Origin of the sequence: Vibrio sp. D417a, assembly GCF_030248595.1 — a bacterium.
Classification (GTDB): domain Bacteria; phylum Pseudomonadota; class Gammaproteobacteria; order Enterobacterales; family Vibrionaceae; genus Vibrio; species Vibrio alginolyticus.
The window spans coordinates 1-20,478 of sequence record NZ_JAHGAM010000018.1 but is presented as its reverse complement, the minus strand read 5'-3'; the positions used below and the strand labels follow the sequence as shown (position 1 = coordinate 20,478).

Sequence of the window (20,478 nt, the reverse complement as noted above, 5' to 3'; positions counted from 1 at the left end):
TTTCGGATGTGTAAGAAGCTAGAAAGCATTAAGTAGAAATTTTTTGAAAAAAAATGGAACTGTTTGGAAAAGGCTCGGTCTGAATATACGTAACAGTTAGGGCATTTGAAGTTTCACTGGCCGTCAAACTTGTTTCCATCTAATTGTTACGTTGCTGCTTTTTTCTTATTAACTCCTATGTTTGTATCCGCCCAGTCAAATTTTCGGCTGGGCTTTTTTTCGCCTATAGATTTACCAAGCGCCTCTTTCGATGATTTGCCCCAACTCCATAAGCTAGACCTTAGTTGGTCACAAAAGTAACCACCCTGAAGTGGTTGATGTGCCGATCTGCAGACATAAAAAAGCCTCCCGAATGGGAGGCTTTACTAAACAGTGTGTATCTTACGCTTGCGCTTTCTTAGGCAAAGAAAAGTGCAGTAACGCGTAGCCAAGTAACGCGGCTGTCGTCGAGCCCATTAAGATGCCTAGTCGAGCATAGGTATCAAACTCAGGGCTTACATTTCCAAACGCTAAAGAGGAAATGAATATAGACATTGTAAAACCGATACCGCACAACACAGAGACCGCAAAGATATGTTTGAAGTTAATGCCTTCCGGTAGCTTAGCTACACCCATTTTCACAGCTGCCCAACTAAAGGTGAAGATACCTAGAGGCTTACCAACCAGTAGCCCCAAAGCAATACCTAATGGCAGCATTGAAGTTAGGCCTGACATCGATACGCCTTCTAGCGAAATCCCCGCATTTGCAAATGCGAATAGAGGTAAGATACCAAATGCCACGTATGGATGAAGTGCGTGCTCCATGTGCTTAAGTGGGGAATGTTCGCCCTGTTTACCCTTAAGAGGAATAGCAAAGCCGATCACTACGCCTGCAAGTGTTGCGTGAACACCAGATTTAAGTACCGCAAACCATAAGATCGCGCCGACTATCATGTATGGCGTCAGTTTCGTTACTTCCTTCGCATTCAACATGAACAGGACACCAGTCATGATGAAGCCAACAAGCAGCGCCATGCTAGAAAGATCACCTGTGTAAAACAGTGCAATAATAACAACCACACCTAAATCGTCGATGATAGCGAGAGCTAACAAAAACACTTTAAGGCTTACTGGTACGCGCTTACCTAGTAGCGCCATGATACCTAGAGCAAATGCAATATCCGTCGCAGCTGGAATTGCCCAGCCAGAAACCGCCTCTGGGTCGTTAGCATTAAACGCAACGTAAATAAGAGCAGGGGCTAACATACCACCAACCGCTGCAATCGCAGGGAAAATTGCGGTTTCTTTTGATTTTAGCGCTCCTTCAAGTAGCTCTCGCTTCACTTCAAGGCCAATAAGTAAGAAGAAAACAGCCATTAGGCCGTCATTAATCCAGTGAGAAACTGACATACCGAATACATAAGTATGCAGTACAGATTGATAAGTTTCGCCCAGCGGTGAGTTAGCAATGGTCATCGCAATTGCCGCTGCGATTACGAGAAGAATACCACCTGCTGATTCCATTTTGAAAAAGTCACGAATGACATCGTTCATGGTTTCGTCCTTATATTTATTATCTTGATAAACGATTAACAAAGAGTGATAAGAGTGTATAGCTGTCGAAAACTTTAGAATAATCGCTTCTTCAGAGTATAAACTTCGGTTTTTTCGATGTTAAGTTTACTATACATCGTATTTTCCAACATGACACTCAATTTTGATCGGAGATCGTATTTGTTTTTGTCGCACCAAATATTTATCAAGATGATGAGAAAATCAGCATAACACGGCTTGTACCATCATGATAACCCCGTACTTTTGAGAAAAAGCTAGGAAGCTTCGCGCACTAAAAAACCACCCGTAGGGGGTGGTTTTCTTCACAACTCAATAGCCTGTCAGCTGCATAAAGCCCCAAGCCTCATTGGAGCCGGAGGCTAAAGTAGGCCCTTCCCAGTAAGGTATTACAAAGGGTAGCCACATATCTGACTTGATAATGCGGGTAGTCAAATTAATTTGATGCTTCGGAATATTGATAATCCATTGCAAAGGTAACCTTCTTCCATTGGATAAACTGGTCACTTGCATTGGCTTGATACTGATATCATCGTCTGAGAGGTTGATGACTTTACCTGAGCGTGTCGACAACGTGCCAAACACGTGCGGTGTTTGCCCATGGTGACGATAACGGCTAACAGTTAATGCTCGACCATCATCTAAATTGAAAACAAACCAATCCCAGCCTTGTTGCCCCTCACCAATTAAGCCGCTGCCCCACTCTTTTTGCGCCCAAGCAGAACCCGTCACTAAGAATCGCTTACCATTTAAGCTTAAGCTGCCTTTTACTTTTAAAAATGGAGCACTGAAGCTGAAAGAAGCAACAGATTGCAACGCATGTTTAACTTGGAAACCTTTGTCTCCATTCACGACAAAGGGGCCGTTTGTCATGGTATTGAGCTCAAGTCCAAACGTATCAGTATTCACATTCAAGTTACCCGGGAAAGGCGTCGCACCGAGTGATCGCCAGGTCCAATTATCAATCCATAACCTGAAAGGACGATTGATCATACCAGCTTGGCCTATCCCACCTCTAGCTACCCGTTGCTCTTTCCATACATGCGAGCCATGACTGACGACAACATGTGAAATGTACAATTGAGGGTTCTGCCAACCGCTGGTTTCTCGCTCGTCCGTCGCAACCCTGAAATAGCTCCATTGAACATTGTAGATCTTGCCTTGCTCATCTTTTAGTTTCGCAAAGTAGTGCCACCATTCATGCTGATACTCGGGATGAAAGCGAAAGTCTGAGGGTAAAGAGACATGCTCATTAGGTAGTACAGGCTCGAAAATCGTTTGATTTTCACGCGTTAAGATAGAATCAAGTTCGCTTTCTCGTGTTGCTGTCGCCTCTAACCAAAAAGTTGAGTAAAAAGCAGCCCCAGTCAGAAAAGCGAACGTAACAACAATGAGCGTTGAAACCAACAAGCGTTTTTTAGAGCCCATTTTTTTCATTACAACGCGTCCCTTAATGACTTCATCGGTGTACTTTTGATCATTCTAATAACTGGCAATGCGCCAGCAACCATGATGGCAAGCATCGCCCAAGCAATGGTTTGAGCATACTCCCATGGAATCGTTTGAAGCTCTAGAGACCAGCCAAATGATTGCTTAATGATAATATCAACGATCAAATGTGCGAGCGCCAAGCCGAGCGGCACTGCAATAATCGCAGAAATGGCTCCGAAGACGAATAGCTGCAAACCACCTAATACGACAAGTTCTTTTCCGGACACACCCATGCACCTTAATAAGGAAAAATGCCGCTGCCGTGAAAGCTCTCCTGCCAACGTCGCAAAGAATAAACCAAACACGGCAATAATCAGCGTGATATTGCCCAAGGTTCCCGCTATCGCAAAGGTATGATCAAACACTCTCATTGCTTGGCTATAAATATTGCCGTTATCAAACACACGATCTTGCGGGAGACGGAATACATTCTCTAAGCGATTTTTCAGCCCTTCTCCATTGACGTTATCTTTTAATACTACGCCAAGACCAACATTACCCGTACCTGCAAATGCATACAGCCAATTCCGGTGCGACATCATCACCTGGTTATATGGGTTTCCATAATCGTAGTAAACGCCTACGACTTGCCAATCACCACCAAGCGGTTCTTGCAAGTTAATGAAATCGCCAGGGCGGATATCCAGCTTCAAGGCCATCGACTCGCTGACCATTAAGCTCTTGGTAGCGTGCAGTTGATACCAGTAATTTGGGACACCTAACTTGACGGTAAGTGAGTCTAGCTCACCTTCAGAAGAGCCCGTACTCACAACTTGCAGAGCACCATGCTCGGTCGGCATATCTTTTTCCCAGCGCCACCAAACCGAGTTCACCTCAGGTTGATTCTGGAGCCATGCGCTCATCCTAGCGGCTGAATTGTTGGTCGGATAGATGTACACATCAGCGGCTAATCGCTGATTTAGCCACTTATCGGTTGTATCTCGAAAGCTTCCGACCATTGTTTCTACACCAATGTTTGCCGCCAGCGCTAACATAAACGCCATCGTAGCCACACCGCGATAGCTCATGCTGGCTGCTGCATCAGCAAAAAACCAACGGACACGAACCCATCGCATGGTATAAGAAAAACTTTGGAACATATGCCACATAATAAATGGCATAAACAACGCCACACTAACCAACATCAGCGCAATAATAGCAAAGCCGGTTTCTTGTGTTTTCGGCGCCTGATATACCGCTATTGCAGCGACACAAAACGCACATGCCGCAAGCGCCTGCCAAGAGAACTCTCTTCCAGCAAATCGCATTAGCGACAGTCGAGAAGAAAGGCGGATTGGTTGTGACTTCAACAAACGGATTAATGGCCACAGACACGATATCAACGCACCCATCGCTGCCATGATTAGACTGTATAAGCTAGATTGCCATGACCATCCTATGGTTAAGCCTACGTTGGCATCATACAAATCACTCAGGCTCGAAGACACTGCTGGGATAAGTTCATTTGCTAAGATCAAGCCAAAAAAGTTACCACACGCCCACGCAATAAAGACGAGCAAAGACAACTCTAGTAATAAAGCTTGCGCTAACTGTGTTCCGTTAACACCAGTCTGTCTCAAAATACCTACCAAACGTTGTCGCTGGATGAAAGACAGAGACATCGCTTGATAAAAAATAAACAACCCGACCAAAAACGACAGCATTCCCATCGCGGTGAGATTCATATGGAATGCGTTAGTTAGCGACTCAAGCTCTGTACGCGTATTCCTAACGAGCGTCATTCCGTTTGGCAGCATGTTTTTCAGTGCTATTAGCTTTTCCTCTGGCATTTCACCACAAGAAATCGCAGACAAACCTGAGCTCCGCTTGAGCATACGCAACAACGATATATCAGTAACCAGCCGAGTACCCGAAAGCATCTTGTCCTTATCTACTTGAATAGGCCCAAGACGGCTTCCGTCATTCATCTCAATGAAGTCCCCATCCTGCCAACTCATGTAAGCGGCCAAATCTTGACTAACAAGAATAGGATAAGGAGGCTTCATTAGAGATAAAACAGGCATCTCACCTAGCGATTTTCCTTGTTGTAGTGGGATCATCGCGACAGGATCTATCCCCACCAACATCAGGCTCATATCGGTCTTGGCATCTAGATGAAGCACGTCAAACGGTGCACATTGGTTGAACCCAGCTCGACGTAACTGAATATAGAAACCTTGAGGAATTTTATTGGCAGAGTGCTTCGTTCGGATTCGGTATGGCAAAGGATTGGAGAAAAGCTTTTCCCCAGTAGCATAACTTTGTTTTGCATGCTGGTTGATAGAAGTAACACCAACAAGGAGGGACACGCCTAAAGTTAATCCCAGCCAGACAAGAATAATTTGTAGAGGGTAACGACGGTAATGACCGAGTAGTGCCTTAACTACGGGCCATAACATGTAGCTGCCCTCCTTGAAGTCGAATCTTTCCTTCCATATGGGCGGCCACTTTTTCACTGTGCGTCACTAACAGCAAAGTACACTCCAGTTGGCGAGCGAGACTCGTTAGTAAGCGCATTACGGCTTCTGCGTTTCGCTCGTCTAGGCTACCAGTTGGCTCATCAGCAAGCAGGATTTTTGGCTCCATATAGAGTGCACGAGCAATCGCCGCACGTTGTTGCTGACCACCAGACGCCTCTTCCGGATAACGTCCTAGCAATGGCATTAAGTCCAAAGCAGAAAGAATTTGACGCCACAACTCTTTATCTTCCGGCAGACCTTTTAACTGACGACAAAAACGAATATTGTCGGCAATATTAAGTGTAGGAAGCAGGTTGAATTGTTGGAAGATATTCCCAATATTGTTGCGGCGATAAAGGGTTCTTAAATGCTCCGGTGCTTCATGCATAGCAAAATTTGGAAACTGCACTTCACCAGAGTCAGCAGTATCTAATCCGGCGATTAAATTCAGCAGAGTACTTTTACCCGAACCACTTTCTCCCATCAGAGCAACTTGGTCGCCTTGCTGCAATGTTAATTCTGCCCCTTGTAATACAGGGTGAAACTCTCCCCCGTCTACATAGCCTTTACATAGGTCTGACAGTTTTAACATTGATTATGCCGCTCGGATGGTGTTTAAAAATTGGGATCAGAATCTACACTAAAATCCTGTTAGTAGAAAGTATTTTGAATGCTTGATCACACTATGGAAGTACAAATGCAACTCGATTCACTTTCTGTTGCTAATTTTGTTGACGTTTTGAGCAGATTTTTGCAGCCAAAATAAACTCTGTTCCTCCTTACTGGCCAATCAGGTTTTTCATCCATTTTCGGCTAACCATTCTTGGCAAGCAAATCGCCCACTTCACAACTTCTTCCGTCAAAAAGAGTAAGTAAACCCATTGTGGGTCCCAATTGAGATAAATCGCTGCAAATGCTGCGAGTGGAATCCCGATCACCCACTGCGCCAAGATGTCTTGATACAAACAAAACTTAACATCACCGCCCGCGCGTAATACACCAACAATCGCCATCATCGGCACCGAGCGTAACACGACACCCAACGCTAGAATCACCATAAACTGTTCAGCTAGCTCGCGAGTGTCTGTTGTCAGTGCACTAAACGCATTAAGGATCCATTGATTTGACACTATCAACAAGATGGCGACCACAAATGCGATAAGCACATTCAAAATGACCGTAGCCCATGCTTGATAATAAACGGGTTCAAAATTACGAGCGCCGAGCTGGTTCCCGACTAGAACTGCAGCCGCATTCGATAAACCAATCATCATCGCCAATGCGATCGACTCAACAGGTGTCATTACGGAAAGTGCCGCCAAACCTTGTACGCCTGCTTGCCCCATGATGGCGTGATAAGCAAACAGCCCACCAGCCCACGCCAAGAAGTTAAATGTGGTTGGCAAAGAGAGGCTCAAGAAACGCGTAATTTTATCTAAGACCAATCCTGCGCGTATATCATCCCAACCAAATGCGATTATGTGTTTTTTCAACCATAGATAACCAAACAGGCAACCTACTTCGATCGCGCCACTGATTACCGTTGCGATCGCTGCTCCCGTAATACCCAGAGCAGGAAAGCCTAATTGACCAAAAATTAAAACCCAGTTAAGAAACACATTAGATAAAATGCCTATACCACTAAAAAAAGTGCTTAAGCCTGGTTGGTGCATCGCCCTTAGGCCCACCGACATACTGGCCACACATGCAACAGCAAACATGCTAACCGACGAAATAATGAGATAGCTGGCCCCCAGCTCAATCACTTCTTGTGAATCGGTAGTCAAACTCATGATGGGCTGTGGAAAAACAACAAACAAAGCAACAGCAATCGCAGCAAACATCATTGCGATCATCCATGTTAAAGCGGTACTGCGACGCACCCCAACTTTATCGCCAGCCCCCCAATATTGAGCGGTTAACAATGCACCACCCGTTGTCACCCCAACTAACATAATGGTGGTGACGAAAGTCGCGCGCGCAGCAACTCCAACTGCGGCAATTTCTGCTTCACCAAGTTGACCAAGCATAAGAACATCGACGAGGCTTCGGCTTGAAAACATCATGCTTTGCAGTGTAATTGGTAACGCGATTGCAAATAAACGACGTAAGAATGCTTTATCTGCGTGTATTGAGAGTTGAGAAAGAAAAGTCACAAGCGCTCCAACGACAACTTATTGATAGAATGGGGAAAGTGTCTCATGATTATACTCTGTGGTGTTTATTCCACCAACGATAAAAGGACAGATAATGAAAAAGGTGTTGGTGCTAGGCGCCTCGGGTTACATTGGCTCTCAACTTCTTCCGTTACTTTTAGATAAAGGTTACGCCGTCACAGCAGCGGCGCGACATATTGATTATTTAGAGTCAAGAACTCAGCCTCACCCTAATTTAACGTTAAGGTATCTCGACTTGGCTGACGCAGAGACCACGAAGGCTGTAGTGAACGATTTTGATTTAGTATTTTTTCTCGTGCACGGGATGGCTCAAGGTGATGACTTTGTTGAGTACGAACTAAACCTTGCTTTGAACTTCAAATATGCGTTGGAACAAAGCTCCGTCGAGCATGTTATCTATTTGAGTGCCATTCAACCTCAAACCGGAAACTCTCGCCATTTAGCCGCTCGTAAAGCCACGGGAAAAATAATTCGACAGTCTGGTATTCCAGTAACTGAATTGCGTGCAGGCGTTATCATCGGCCCCGGCTCTGCCGCTTTCGAAATCATGCGTGACTTTGTCTACAACTTACCTATTTTGATCGCGCCTAAATGGGTCGACTCAAAAGCGAACCCTATCGCCTTGCCCAATCTCAACCACTATTTGTTGAAGTTAGCAGAAGCCCCCTATCCAGAAGAAAGTGAAATTTATGAAGTTGGAGGGCCAGATACACTTAGCTACCGCGAGCAGTTCAAAGTCATTTGCCGAATCACGAACAAGCCGTATCGGTTGTGGTCGACCCCGCTACTTACTCCGAAAATGGCATCGTACTGGCTAGGTTTAGTTACCTCAGTGCCAACTAGTATCGGTAAAGCATTACTTGCGGGCTTAGAGCACGACTACATTGCAGACTCTAAAGCGATTGAAGAACGATTTCCTCAAACGCTGATCAGCTACGAGCAAGCGGTAACTGATACCATTCAAGATGAAGGCACATTTGTACGCAGTAATGTCTGGGGGTTTGAACCCGCAGCGCTTCGTCGATGGCAACCAGGATATGGCTATTACCCAAAACAAGCTGGAGCGAGCATTAAAACCCAAGCCTCAGCGGCAGCATTATGGAAAGTGGCGCAAAAGATCGGGAGTCGCGAAAAAGGCTATTACTTTGCCAACATCTTGTGGCGTACACGTGAATGGCTCGATATCTTTTTTGGTGGCGGAAAACCGATTCGCGTTTCTCCTCCTGGACCAGAGCTTAAAGTCGGTGATTTTATTGACTCTTGGAAAGTGATTCGCTGCGATAATAATCAGTTTCTTTCACTGTTTTTTGGTATGAAAGGCCCAGGCCTTGGGCGTTTAGAAATTACCATCAAAGATCTCGGTGACGAACGAGAGCTGGATATTACCGCCTGGTGGCACCCGCAAGGGTTTCTTGGGCTGCTTTATTGGTTTGCAATGATGCCAGCCCATCTTTTCATATTTAAAGGCATGGTCAAAGCCATCGCGAAAGAAGCAAACCGTTTAGAAAACAAAAAGCCCCAATAACAGGGGCTTCTAAACACTCAAAATGTCACTTTAGTCAGCTTTGAACGAGAGTGGAATTTCGGCTAACTGGTTGCCTTCGTTTGCGGGAAAAATAAGGTACTCGCCATGGTATTTCACCATCGATTTGTAGTCTGTTACCTTATGTACCATAAAGCCCGCTTGCGCTGCTTTCTCAACAAACTCAGCATGATTGCCACGTACAAACCAACTCATTGGCTTTACGAGCAACTCGCCATCAAAACAGCTTTCGCATTGGTCTGCACATAACGCTAAAGAGTTTTGACCTTCAGTGAAGATTTGTACTTTGCCGCACCCAATCAGTTGCTCAGACGTCGAGACTTCCCAGCCTGCTTGCTCCATCAAATCAAGAAAAGACTCAATATCTGAATCTTTGAACACTTTGGAGTCTTCACCTTCAGGGAAGAATTGCGCATAAAAAGCAGAAATACGCTTGAAGATAAACAACAAACCAGCATCGTTCCCCTTTGAGCGACCTGCTTTTTGCCAACGCGTTAAGTCATCGCCTACCGTACGTCCGAAACGTTGTGATTTTAGCGCCTTTGTTACCCAACGCACTAAATAATGGTTATTCGCAACAGGGGCATTGGCTAACTTACCTGAGCGATGCTCTTGATCTAACTCTTCAAGTGCTGAGTTAACCAAGTTTTGAATTTCTTTGGTGTAATTAGACATTACGCCTTTCTTCCTAAAGTCCAATAAAACAGTGCTGAAAGCACAGAACAAGCAAACATTACGATGATCATCGGCCAAGCAACATTCCCGGGCAGTGATGCCACCAGCGCACCAACCAATGAACCGATACCGAATCTTAATGTCCCCGCTAGAGACGACGCCGTACCCGCCATTGATGGGTAACCACTTAAAAGCAGCGCCATCGCGTTACTACCTATCGTCGACAATGTACCGATAAACAGCACAACAAAAGGTACAATGCCCCATAATCCGAAGTCCATTAACCAACTTACGAATAAACCAATCCCCGCCAAAAGTTGCACGAACAACCCAAAACGAAGCATGGCATGGGAACCAACTTTCTTCACCAAGCGACCATTAATACTGGTCATGATGATCATCGCCACAATGTTCAAACCAAATAGGTAACCAAAGTGGTCTGGTCGAACACCATATAAATCAATATAAACAAACGAACCCGCCGTCAAAAATGCAAACATTCCGGAAAATGAAAACGCACCTGAGAGCATCAAACCGATCGCTTCAGGATTGGAGCATAATCTGGCGTAGTTTCTCAGCGTCGTGCGGAAACGAAGAGGCTGACGATTTTCAGGCTGTAACGTTTCAGGGATTTTCCAAAGTACGAGAAAAATCACAACTACAGCGAAAATAGCTAGTACCCAAAAAATGGAACGCCAACCAAACCAAATCGCGAGATGGCCACCGATCATCGGTGCCACCAACGGCGCAATAGTAATGACCAGAGTAACGAAGGACATTGCGCGTGCAAAGTCTTCACGGTCAAACATGTCACGCACGACGGCTTGGATAATGACCGCCGCTGCCGCGCCAGCAAAACCTTGTGCCGTACGTACATAGGTCAGCGCATCAATGCCATTTGTTGTCGCACTCACAACGGCAGCCAAGCCGAAGAAAAGTACGCCTAAAATCAACACAGGTCTGCGACCAAAGCTATCGGCGAGCGGCCCGTGAATTAACTGGCCGATCGCAAAACCCGCGGTATAAGCCGTCAACGTAATCTGAACCGCGCCAGGCGCGACCCCCAAATCTTTCGCAATTGTCGGCATCGCAGGCAAATACATATCGATCGCCAAAGGCGTCAAAGCACCAATCGCTCCTAGTACCAGAAACAATAGAAAACTGATTTGGGATTGCGGAGCACTTTGAGCTTTTTCTGTCATTCTTTTACCTCTTGTTGGAGCCCTACCGTCAATACTTGCAGAACAAAGTGAAAATAACGGACAGTTCTTATATCGCTGAATGTAGAAGCCAAAAACCTGTTCTATCCAACGTTCGAGAATCATAAGGGCAAATATGTACCAAGGTGTGACCTTGACGAACTCGACATAGAAAAGCATGTGAAAGCGAAATGTGTTTATGGGAAACAAACACAATGCAGTAAAAATGATGGCGTTGACACCATCATTCCATTCACCGTAGCCGAAGGCTTTGCAATAAGAGTATGCATGCCTCAGCTAAATGCAAAGGCGTATCACTGAGATGAGTAAACACACCGGAATTGTCTAGGCACTAATTTTGGTAGGAAAATTTATTTTGAGCCAATTCCTACCAAAAGACTAGTTCCTATTAGGAACTAAAGAATTTCCCATGCCGACAATTAATTCCAAATAGAATCAATTTCTTCTTGCGTGAGGTAGCGATAATCACCTGGTTCTAGTGCCTCATCAAGTTCGATAGAACCAATACGCTCACGATGTAAGTACTCAACTTTATTTCCTAACGCCGCGAACATACGTTTCACTTGGTGATACTTACCTTCCACGATAGTTAACAATACTTCATTCTCGGCCTCGTTCACGATTTCCAAACGAGCAGGCAATGTTGCTTCTGATTCATTGCGCAAAATGATGCCTTGTTCGAGCTTTTCCGCATAATCAGACTGAATAGCATCGACGAGCCAAACACGGTACGTTTTCTCACACTTATGCTTAGGTGAGGTAATACGGTGAGACCACTTACCATCATCCGTAATCAACACTAAACCAGTTGTGTCGACATCTAATCGGCCCGCAAAGTGAAGGTTTTCAATTTTAGGCTCATCAAGCAATGCGAATGCAGTTTGGTTGTAGCCATCTTCATGTGAACAAACAAAGTCAGCAGGCTTATACAACATAATGTAACGAGGACCAGGAGCACCAATAACACGGTCTTCCCACATCACTTCCGCACCTTTAGGTACTTTAAATGCACCACTTTTTTGAACCTCGCCGTCAACGGTGATGTCTCCACTTTTGATGATCTTTGTTGCCTGTTTGCGTGTTGCACCCAGAGCGTCACACAAATATTTATCTAAACGCATGAATACCTCATTGAATTATACCCAAGTGACCTCTAAATCTTGGTTTAAAGGTCACTTGGGTATAAAAGTCAGGTATTATAGCGTTCCTCGTTCGAATAGTTGAGCAATTTCACATATTTTCATGTACACACTTCGTCCTTATCAAGCCGACTCGGTTAAAGCCGTTATTCATTACTTTCGTAAACACTCGACACCAGCAGTGATCGTGCTGCCAACTGGTGCCGGGAAAAGCTTGGTGATCGCAGAACTTGCTCGCCTTGCGAAAGGACGAGTGTTAGTCCTCGCCCACGTAAAAGAACTGGTCGAGCAAAACCACGCGAAGTATGAAGGTTATGGTTTAAAAGGTTCTATCTTCTCAGCAGGATTGGGACGAAAAGAAACTGACCAGCAAGTCGTGTTTGCTTCGGTTCAATCGGTCGTACGTAACTTAGATTCGTTCAAAAACCAGTTTTCTCTGCTCGTTATTGATGAGTGCCATCGTGTGCCAGATGACAAAAACAGCAGCTACCAAAAAGTTATAACTCACTTACGAGAACTGAACCCTGGCATTAAGGTGCTGGGACTAACTGCAACGCCCTATCGTTTAGGAATGGGCTGGATTTATCAGTATCACACCCGAGGTCAAGTGCGAACCGAAGAGCCTCGATTCTTCCGCGATTGTATTTTCGAACTGCCGATCCGTTACTTGCTCGACGAAAACTTCCTCACTCCAGCCCGCATGATGGATGCGCCCGTTTTGTCTTACGACTTCTCTCAGCTGAAGCCCGCTAACACCGGACGCTACAAAGAAGCAGAAATGGACATGGTGATCGATAAAGCCAAACGTGCGACTCCACAAATTGTTGAGCAAATCATGCAATATGCGAAAGAGCGCCAAGGGGTCATGATCTTCGCTGCAACTGTTCGACACGCACAGGAGATACACAGTTTATTGCCAGAAGGCGAAACTGAAATCGTCATTGGTGATACACCTACGCCGGAGCGCGATGCGATCATCCAAGCGTTCAAGAATCGTCAAATAAAATACTTGGTCAATGTTTCGGTACTGACAACCGGTTTTGATGCGCCGCATGTCGATTTAATCGCGATTTTGCGACCAACAGAGTCAGTCAGTCTGTACCAGCAGATAGTAGGACGAGGATTACGCTTATCAGACGGAAAATCAGAATGTTTAGTGCTTGATTACGCAGGCAACAGCTACGATTTATACCAACCTGAAGTCGGTGATCCAAAACCAGACTCTGACAGTGAAATTATCACGATTCCTTGCCCGGCTTGCGGATTCAATAACAACTTCTGGGGTAAGTTGGATAGTAACGGTTTCTTGGTTGAACACTTTGGCAGACGTTGCCAAGGTTACTTTGAAGATGAAGACACAGGCGAACGTGAACACTGTGGCTACCGTTTTCGTGCCAAATACTGTGGTGAATGTGGTGCGGACAACGATATCGCTGCACGAATTTGTCATGAGTGTGACGCGACGCTCGTTGACCCAGATAAAAAGCTAAAAGAAGCCCTTAATCTCAAAGATGCATTAATCTTTGAATGCACAGAAATGGACCTATCTGTATTTAAGTCCAGTGATGGTAAATCTCAGCTAAAAGTGACGTATTCTGGTGAACCATACCAAGGCGAAGGCAATGCGTTAGTTCATGAGTTTTGGTCATTGGGTACCAAAAAACAAAAACAAACGTTTAAAGATCAGTTCGTACGTCCCCACTTAGCAGACAAGCATCTCCCTTTTGAAGAGGCTTCACCGACACGCGTTGTCGCTAATCAACATCGTTTCCGTTTGCCTCAGTTTGTTATTGCTAGAAAATCTGGTCGCTTTTGGAAGCTGCGAGATAAAATTTTTGAAGATGAGTTGAAATAACATCGACAACACATGGCAAAACTTAATTAGCTGATTCACTCTCTGTTCATCTATCTCCGATATACTGCGGCTAACGCTCCAGAAAAGGTTTGACTATGTATAAAGCAACGACTTCTCTACATTCTGCGTTACTTTTCGGCCTTATCACGACATTCATGTGTGCACCAAGTTTTGCCAAGCATGGCAACGAGTACACATCACAAAATGGCCACGCCATCGTGCAAGATGTCGAAAAGCCAGGAACACGCATCGAATTCGATGAAGATCAAGATGAGGTCTATCGCGCGGTTCAACAAGGATATATACGACCATTTTCGGAACTTTACGCCGCAGTAGAAAACGACCTATACGGCCGCATCATCAAGGTCGAGCTTGAAGAAGATGAAGGTGCTTGGGTGTATGAATTGAAAATTCTGTACAACAATAGCGTCCTGAAAGTTGAGTACGACGCCGCCACGCTGGAAATGCTTGAGATCAAAGGTCGCAGCTTTAACAAAGCGTTAAAGCCGCAAAACAACTAAACTTGTCTAATGCGTAATCCAGACACGATGCGTAACTTACTTCGATAAAAATCCAAACATAATAAGAATCATCAATATGAAAATACTTGTTGTTGAAGATGATCCTCGTTTAGGCGAGCAAATCATCGAAACATTAGAAAGTACCGGCTGGGTACCAGAATTGTCCCAAGATGGCATAGACGCTCTGTATCGCGCGACTTCGGAAGAATGGGACGCCATTGTTCTCGACCTCGGCTTGCCAAAACTGGATGGTCTTACCGTCCTAAAAGGCATCAGAGATGAAAACATTAATACTCCTGTCGTGATTCTAAGCGCTCGCGACACCCTAACGCAGCGAGTTGAAGGCTTAAACGCAGGTGCAGACGATTACCTAACTAAACCATTTGAAATGGTTGAGCTTATCGCTCGTATTCGTGCACAGCTGCGAAGAGCCTCTGGTAATGCCTCTCCTGTGATGCAAATTGGCGACTTGAGCTTGGATACACGCACTTCTAAAGTCATGTGGCAAGGTCAAGCGGTAAGCTTGACGGCGCTAGAGTATAAAGTGGTCGCTTACTTTATGCATAACCCGGAAAAAGTGATTTCTCGAACCGAACTCGTCGAGCACATTTACAAACAAGACTTTGATCGTGACTCCAACACAATCGAAGTTTTTATCGGCCGAATTCGTAAAAAAATCGCACCAAAGATCATCAAAACTGTCCGAGGGTTGGGATACCAATTAAATGCCGAATAGAAACAGGCTACCGTTAAACGCAATAAAACGACTGAGTATCAAAAGTCGCCTCGTTTTAGCGGCGATCGTTTGGTTAACGGCAATGATCCTCGCCGCTGGTGTGACGATACCGACGCAGGTCTACAACTATATGGTTGATGACACTCGCTCACAGCTCAGCATTTTTATGGATGAAGTCGCCGCACAGTTAGAAGTCGATAACACCGGGCATCTTTCACTCACAGCTCAGCTATCAGACCCTCGATTTAACCGACCTTACAGTGGTTTGTATTGGAGTGCCTCTACAGAGGCAAGCCTCGAACGTTCTCGTTCTTTGTGGGACAAAAAAATCGAATACAAAGGTTTGGATAAAGATGCGTATGGAGCAAGAGGCGAAAAACTAATTACGCTAGAAAAAGCGCTGTATCTTCCTGATTACGATGGTTCTATTCACATTATTATTGGTATTGACGAAGAGCCCATTAAAAATACCCTTCAGACGTTAATCGGCCAACTTTGGCTTATTTTGGGTTTATTATTCGCGGGCGTACTTACCGTCATTTTACTGCAAATTGCTTGGTCATTGAGTCCGCTTACAAAGCTACAAAAAGAATTAGCCGAGCTGAAGTCTGGTAATAAAAAGAGTCTAGAAGAAACCTACCCAAAAGAGATTTCTCCTCTAATCTTCGACCTCAACGCTCTACTGTTCCATTACCAAGAATTACTAGAGAGAGCTCGCAATCATGCAGGTAACCTATCTCATGCACTTAAAACGCCACTTTCTGTTCTAAAAAATGAAGTTCAGACGTTAGAACCTGAGGCACAATCCCGTCTCCGAGCTCCAATAAATCAAATACAAGACCATATCGATTACCATTTGGGTCGTGCCCGTATGGCCGGATCGATGAACATATTGTCAGTGAAGTCGAACCCAGCAGATCGTGTGGATGCTATCTCAATGGCGTTTGATAAAGTGTATGCGAGCCGAAGCATTACCTTAATTAATGAACTTGATTCAGAGCTGAATGTAGCAGTAGAGCAGACCGATCTCGATGAAATGCTAGGTAACTTGCTAGAAAATGGCTATAAGTGGGCCAACAGCATGATTCGTGTACACTCCTCTCAGGATAAGGAAAATATACACATCATTATTGAAGATGATGGGCCAGGCATCCCTAAAGAGAAACTGAGTCAAGTAATCAAGAGAGGAGTTAGATTGGATGAAACAACCCCTGGCTCAGGTCTTGGTCTAAACATAGTCAGTGAAATGGCACACAGTTACCGAGGTCAATTAACATTGGATACAAGCGCTTTAGGTGGATTAAAAGCATCTTTAGTCTTACATCTCAGCCGAACATAAAGCATATAACACATAAACTTTGTTCTTCGGACCATGATTAGTAAACCGATGAAAATGAAGTCGATGTGAACAAAATCCAAGCAAAGCGTTAAAAGGGATAGCCTTCCACCCCGCTAAATCATACCTTTTTGTTGATTTGGATACGATTTGGGTTGCCCATTTATAAGTGGAATGATAGTATCCGCGCTCGCTTGAACAGTTCCTGTTTCAAGCTTTACCACGAACAACAAGGTCGCATTGTTGATTGTGAACATTTGATTTTTACTAATTTGAGAGTAAATACTATGAAATTCGAAGCAGTAGTACGTACTGAACTAGGTAAAGGTGCGAGCCGCCGCCTACGTCACGCTGGCAAATTCCCTGCAGTTGTATACGGCGGTGAAGAAGCAGCAGTAGCTATCGTTCTTAACCACGACGACATCGTAAACCAAATGGACAAGCCTGAATTCTACGAAGGCATCGTTCTAGTTATCGATGGCAAAGAAGTTAAAGTTAAGCCACAAGACGTTCAACGTCACGCGTTCAAGCCAAAAGTTGAACACATGGACTTCATCCGTATCTAATTCCCTACCAAGGAATTAATCGGATTAAATCCAAACCTTTTGCATAAAAGATAATCGGACTTACCAACCGAGACATCTAAAAAATTTCAAAACCCCGGAGTCTTACCACCTCCGGGGTTTTACTATATTTGGCATATAGCATTTGATTTATGAGCGGGCAATATACTTCACTAAAGTGAGATCGGTCAGCGTCATACTCTCAATCACTTCCGACTCTTCCTCTCCAGTACGCACAAAACCACACTTCTTGTAAAAGTTAAGCCCCTGTTGATTAGTATCCAGTGCTTTCAAACTGATCTGCATAACTGACGTAGAGAGCAAACGTGTCTCTAACTCATCTAACAGTGCACTTCCTGCTCCTTGCCCATAATGTAGCGGCGTAACGTAGCAACATGTCACTAATGCCGTTTTATCTTCGCTGGTGTGGTTAGGTAACTCGTAACTTAAAAAGCCAACAATTTCTCCTTGCCTCTCAACTACGATCAATTGGGCCAGTTGCTCCGTCATCACTCGTGCCCACATCCTTTCTCGACGCTCAATCGTAAACTGCTCTATGTAGCTCTTTGGCATTAATCCTTTATACGCCACCTGCCAAGAATCAACGTGTATCTTGGCGATTTGGGCTGCTTCCTTTTTGAGTGCGTCCCTTACTGTGTATCTCATAAGCATCCTTTATTAGCGTTCACCACTTACAAATTCTTTTAACCCTACCCTTTAAACCAAAGCTCAAAGATAACGGCTACAGTCGCAACGCTTTACATTAATCCATTTCATTTTCATTAATTAAATGATAGTTCACATCATAATATTCGAAGAAGAACGATCCATTATTTACTTTTCATTTTGACTCATTAGGTTGAATCTATTTGTTTAAACACTCGAGTGTCAAATGCGGAATAAGCACGATAAGGTATCGGATGAGGATAAATAAACGATGCTTAAAGCATAAGGTTTCTAAACGATCGCAATTATAGTAAAGAGATAAATACAATTTTTGATAGAGTTTGGCAGAATAAAGCCATGATCAAATGAGTTTAAGCTCTGTGCTGTTCATTATGCATACAAACCGCCACCCCTCATCATCAGAGCGAAAATTTATAACGATTTGTGTCATACCTATTAGGAAAAACATAAACTTGGCAAAATAATCACCAAAATCAGCGTAATACTTCGTAAAAATGCGCATTGATTCACACAAACAACACACATTCAATTAACTACCTCACAAAAAATAGAGCTAGCGATATAAAATAAATACTAAATACCAATTCTGTTTATTTATAGACGTAGTTTGCAGGCTTATTAATTCATTTCTCCGATAGAAGTATAAATAAGAGATAGATCACTAAAGTTTCACATTAATTCCGTATATTTCACGCCGTAACAATAACAAAATCACAAAGAAAGGATCCCTTATGAAGTTTTCCAAATCTCTTTTGGTAGTGGCAGTGGGCGCTGCGCTAGCAGGATGCGGCTCAGACAGCGACAATTCTCCAGTAACCTGCGAGACTGCAGATTCTTGTACTAAGTTCACCGTTCTCCACACTAACGATAACCATGGTCGCTTTTGGCATAACAGCGACGGCGAATACGGCATGGCTGCGCGTCACACTTTAATCGAATCTATCCGCGCAGAAGTCGAAGCAAAAGGCGGTGAAACCATTCTGCTATCTGGCGGTGATATTAATACCGGTGTACCAGAATCAGACATGCAAGATGCGGTTCCAGACTTCGTAGGGATGAACCTACTTGGTTACGATGCAATGGCTGTCGGTAACCACGAATTTGATAACTCACTAGATATTCTCGATATGCAAGCCGAGCTAGCTGACTTCCCTATGCTGGCTGCGAATATCTATAAAAAAGATACAAACGAGCGTTACTTCGACCCTTACAAAGTATTTACTATCAACGGCCTTAAGATCGCTGTTATTGGTCTAACAACGCAAGACACTGCGAAGCTAGTCAATCCAGACAACGTATCAAACATCCACTTCGAAGACCCTCAAGTAGAAATCAAAAAGGTACTGAAGGAAATCGAAGAGAACGAAAAGGTAGACCTAGTATTTGCAACGACGCACATGGGTCACTACGAAGATGGTAAAAACGGTAGTGAAGCACCAGGTGACGTGAAACTCGCTCGCTCTCTTGAAGAAGGACAGCTAAACGCTATCATCGGTGGTCACTCGCAAAACCCTGTATGTATGGAACCAGGTACCAATGAGTATGCTGATTTCAAACCTGGGGATGATTGTGCCCCAGACCAACAAAAAGGCACTTGGATTATGCAAGCGCATGAGTGGGGTAAATATGTGGGTCGTGCAGACTTCGAATACTACGACGGCAAGCTTCACTTAGCGAATTACGCACTGATTCCTGTAAACCTTCTAGACGAAAACGATGAAGTTATCGGTGAACGAATTCAACAAGATGCAACGGTAAAAGCGTTACTACTGCCATACCAACAACAAGGTCAAGAGTTATTAGATGAGAAGATTTCTAATACGACGGGTAAGTTAGAAGGTGATCGTAACGTAGTTCGCTCTCAACAAACTAACCTAGGTCACCTACTCGGCGAGGCATACCGTACTTACAAAACGGTAAATGCTGACTTTGGTGTGATGAACTCTGGCGGCGTGCGTGATTCAATCCAAGATGGTGATATCACTTACCGTGACGTACTAACGGTTCAGCCATTTGGTAACTTCGTGACTAAAGCAACTATGACAGGTAAAGAAGTTAAAGAATACTTAGATGTGGTTGCGACGAAATCTGCAGGCTCTGGTGCTTACGCTCAACTAGATAACATCACTTTAGATGTAAATTGTGATGCTGGCTCAGTAACCATTACCGATATTAACAATAAAGGCTTCGATCTAGACGCAACGTACACATTCTCTGTAATCAGCTTCAGTGCTGCTGGTGGCGATAACTATCCAATCATCGATGTTCAATCTACACAGCTAACCGATGCATACGTTTTGCGCGAGTTCTTCGTAAACAACCCACAAATCTCTGCGGATAACTACAACAAGAACTTAGAGAACATCAAGTACTTCAGTAATGGCCAACCAGTAAAAGGCTGTCCTGCATCTGGTAGCTAATACTCAACACCTTACCCCTGGCACTAAGAGCTTTTACAAGCAATTTCGTCAGGGCTTTCCTTAAAACCGAAGCTTTGTGCTTCGGTTTTTTATTTTCAGCCCTAA

At 44.3% G+C, this 20,478-nt stretch carries 16 protein-coding genes; 7 read left to right on the top strand and 9 right to left on the bottom strand.

The annotated features are described in order from the left end of the window. Nucleotides 1–381 precede the first annotated feature (381 nt). From nhaA to KI742_RS17240, 5 genes are all read right to left on the bottom strand, one after another. Nucleotides 382–1,533, bottom strand: coding sequence for a Na+/H+ antiporter NhaA (nhaA, locus tag KI742_RS17260; protein ID WP_005378034.1), 1,152 nt, complete (start codon nt 1,531–1,533; stop codon nt 382–384). A 330-nt stretch (nt 1,534–1,863) separates the two neighbouring features. Beyond that, nucleotides 1,864–2,988 carry a lipocalin-like domain-containing protein gene (locus KI742_RS17255; protein ID WP_025766852.1) on the bottom strand — a complete coding sequence of 375 codons (1,125 nt, stop codon included), beginning with the start codon at nt 2,986–2,988 and terminating at the stop codon, nt 1,864–1,866. Beyond that, a complete protein-coding gene (locus KI742_RS17250; protein ID WP_005378038.1) occupies nt 2,988–5,441 on the bottom strand; it encodes an ABC transporter permease in 2,454 nt (817 codons plus the stop codon). The genes KI742_RS17255 and KI742_RS17250 overlap by 1 nt, the downstream gene beginning before the upstream one ends. Continuing rightward, nucleotides 5,422–6,093, bottom strand: a complete 672-nt coding sequence (locus tag KI742_RS17245) for an ABC transporter ATP-binding protein (protein WP_005378040.1) — start codon at nt 6,091–6,093, stop codon at nt 5,422–5,424. The genes KI742_RS17250 and KI742_RS17245 overlap by 20 nt, the downstream gene beginning before the upstream one ends. Nucleotides 6,094–6,280: 187 nt before the next feature. Then, on the bottom strand, nt 6,281–7,657 hold the full coding sequence (locus KI742_RS17240; RefSeq protein WP_104979009.1) for an MATE family efflux transporter: 1,377 nt from the start codon (nt 7,655–7,657) through the stop codon (nt 6,281–6,283). A 94-nt stretch (nt 7,658–7,751) separates the two neighbouring features. Between KI742_RS17240 and KI742_RS17235 the strand changes: the two genes are divergently transcribed. After that, nucleotides 7,752–9,203, top strand: coding sequence for a DUF2867 domain-containing protein (locus KI742_RS17235; RefSeq protein ID WP_064353822.1), 1,452 nt, complete (start codon nt 7,752–7,754; stop codon nt 9,201–9,203). A 30-nt stretch (nt 9,204–9,233) separates the two neighbouring features. Here the strand turns inward: KI742_RS17235 and KI742_RS17230 are convergent, their stop codons facing one another. The 3 genes from KI742_RS17230 to rsuA all read right to left on the bottom strand — a co-directional run bounded on the left by KI742_RS17230 (nt 9,234) and on the right by rsuA (nt 12,237). Further along, nucleotides 9,234–9,896, bottom strand: coding sequence for a DUF2913 family protein (locus KI742_RS17230; protein ID WP_005378053.1), 663 nt, complete (start codon nt 9,894–9,896; stop codon nt 9,234–9,236). Continuing rightward, nucleotides 9,896–11,098: a Bcr/CflA family multidrug efflux MFS transporter gene (locus KI742_RS17225; RefSeq protein ID WP_017820848.1), complete on the bottom strand. Its 1,203-nt coding sequence runs from the start codon at nt 11,096–11,098 to the stop codon at nt 9,896–9,898. The genes KI742_RS17230 and KI742_RS17225 overlap by 1 nt, the downstream gene beginning before the upstream one ends. A gap of 437 nt (nt 11,099–11,535) precedes the next feature. After that, nucleotides 11,536–12,237, bottom strand: a complete 702-nt coding sequence (gene rsuA, locus KI742_RS17220; protein WP_285384793.1) for a 16S rRNA pseudouridine(516) synthase RsuA — start codon at nt 12,235–12,237, stop codon at nt 11,536–11,538. Nucleotides 12,238–12,358: 121 nt separating this feature from the next. On the opposite strand from rsuA, the gene KI742_RS17215 reads away from it, so the two are divergent. The 5 genes from KI742_RS17215 (at nt 12,359) to rplY (ending at nt 17,269) form a co-directional block, all read left to right on the top strand. Further along, complete coding sequence (locus KI742_RS17215) at nt 12,359–14,110, top strand: DEAD/DEAH box helicase (protein ID WP_285384792.1); 1,752 nt, start codon at nt 12,359–12,361, stop codon at nt 14,108–14,110. Between the two features lie 95 nt (nt 14,111–14,205). Then, nucleotides 14,206–14,631, top strand: coding sequence for a PepSY domain-containing protein (locus tag KI742_RS17210; protein WP_025766855.1), 426 nt, complete (start codon nt 14,206–14,208; stop codon nt 14,629–14,631). A 76-nt stretch (nt 14,632–14,707) separates the two neighbouring features. After that, nucleotides 14,708–15,367, top strand: a complete 660-nt coding sequence (locus KI742_RS17205; RefSeq protein WP_005378073.1) for a response regulator transcription factor — start codon at nt 14,708–14,710, stop codon at nt 15,365–15,367. Further along, a complete protein-coding gene (locus tag KI742_RS17200) occupies nt 15,357–16,706 on the top strand; it encodes an ATP-binding protein (RefSeq protein WP_285384791.1) in 1,350 nt (449 codons plus the stop codon). Before KI742_RS17205 ends, KI742_RS17200 begins: the two co-directional genes overlap by 11 nt. 284 nt (nt 16,707–16,990) lie before the next feature. After that, entirely contained in the window at nt 16,991–17,269 is a 279-nt protein-coding gene (gene rplY / locus KI742_RS17195; RefSeq protein ID WP_005378066.1) for a 50S ribosomal protein L25, read from the top strand. Nucleotides 17,270–17,416: 147 nt separating this feature from the next. Here the strand turns inward: rplY and KI742_RS17190 are convergent, their stop codons facing one another. Then, nucleotides 17,417–17,932, bottom strand: a complete 516-nt coding sequence (locus KI742_RS17190) for a GNAT family N-acetyltransferase (RefSeq protein WP_017634886.1) — start codon at nt 17,930–17,932, stop codon at nt 17,417–17,419. Between the two features lie 752 nt (nt 17,933–18,684). On the opposite strand from KI742_RS17190, the gene ushA reads away from it, so the two are divergent. Beyond that, nucleotides 18,685–20,373: a bifunctional UDP-sugar hydrolase/5'-nucleotidase UshA gene (gene ushA / locus KI742_RS17185; protein ID WP_017634888.1), complete on the top strand. Its 1,689-nt coding sequence runs from the start codon at nt 18,685–18,687 to the stop codon at nt 20,371–20,373. Nucleotides 20,374–20,478: the final 105 nt, after the last annotated feature.

What these genes read in the sequence shown, in the direction of transcription:
- nhaA (WP_005378034.1), bottom strand. Translation starts at nt 1,533, where the DNA reads ATGAACGATGTCATTCGTGACTTTTTCAAAATGGAATCAGCAGGTGGT.
- KI742_RS17255 (WP_025766852.1), bottom strand. Translation starts at nt 2,988, where the DNA reads ATGAAAAAAATGGGCTCTAAAAAACGCTTGTTGGTTTCAACGCTCATT.
- KI742_RS17250 (WP_005378038.1), bottom strand. Translation starts at nt 5,441, where the DNA reads ATGTTATGGCCCGTAGTTAAGGCACTACTCGGTCATTACCGTCGTTAC.
- KI742_RS17245 (WP_005378040.1), bottom strand. Translation starts at nt 6,093, where the DNA reads ATGTTAAAACTGTCAGACCTATGTAAAGGCTATGTAGACGGGGGAGAG.
- KI742_RS17235 (WP_064353822.1), top strand. Translation starts at nt 7,752, where the DNA reads ATGAAAAAGGTGTTGGTGCTAGGCGCCTCGGGTTACATTGGCTCTCAA.
- KI742_RS17230 (WP_005378053.1), bottom strand. Translation starts at nt 9,896, where the DNA reads ATGTCTAATTACACCAAAGAAATTCAAAACTTGGTTAACTCAGCACTT.
- KI742_RS17225 (WP_017820848.1), bottom strand. Translation starts at nt 11,098, where the DNA reads ATGACAGAAAAAGCTCAAAGTGCTCCGCAATCCCAAATCAGTTTTCTA.
- rsuA (WP_285384793.1), bottom strand. Translation starts at nt 12,237, where the DNA reads ATGCGTTTAGATAAATATTTGTGTGACGCTCTGGGTGCAACACGCAAA.
- KI742_RS17215 (WP_285384792.1), top strand. Translation starts at nt 12,359, where the DNA reads ATGTACACACTTCGTCCTTATCAAGCCGACTCGGTTAAAGCCGTTATT.
- KI742_RS17210 (WP_025766855.1), top strand. Translation starts at nt 14,206, where the DNA reads ATGTATAAAGCAACGACTTCTCTACATTCTGCGTTACTTTTCGGCCTT.
- KI742_RS17205 (WP_005378073.1), top strand. Translation starts at nt 14,708, where the DNA reads ATGAAAATACTTGTTGTTGAAGATGATCCTCGTTTAGGCGAGCAAATC.
- KI742_RS17200 (WP_285384791.1), top strand. Translation starts at nt 15,357, where the DNA reads ATGCCGAATAGAAACAGGCTACCGTTAAACGCAATAAAACGACTGAGT.
- rplY (WP_005378066.1), top strand. Translation starts at nt 16,991, where the DNA reads ATGAAATTCGAAGCAGTAGTACGTACTGAACTAGGTAAAGGTGCGAGC.
- KI742_RS17190 (WP_017634886.1), bottom strand. Translation starts at nt 17,932, where the DNA reads ATGAGATACACAGTAAGGGACGCACTCAAAAAGGAAGCAGCCCAAATC.
- ushA (WP_017634888.1), top strand. Translation starts at nt 18,685, where the DNA reads ATGAAGTTTTCCAAATCTCTTTTGGTAGTGGCAGTGGGCGCTGCGCTA.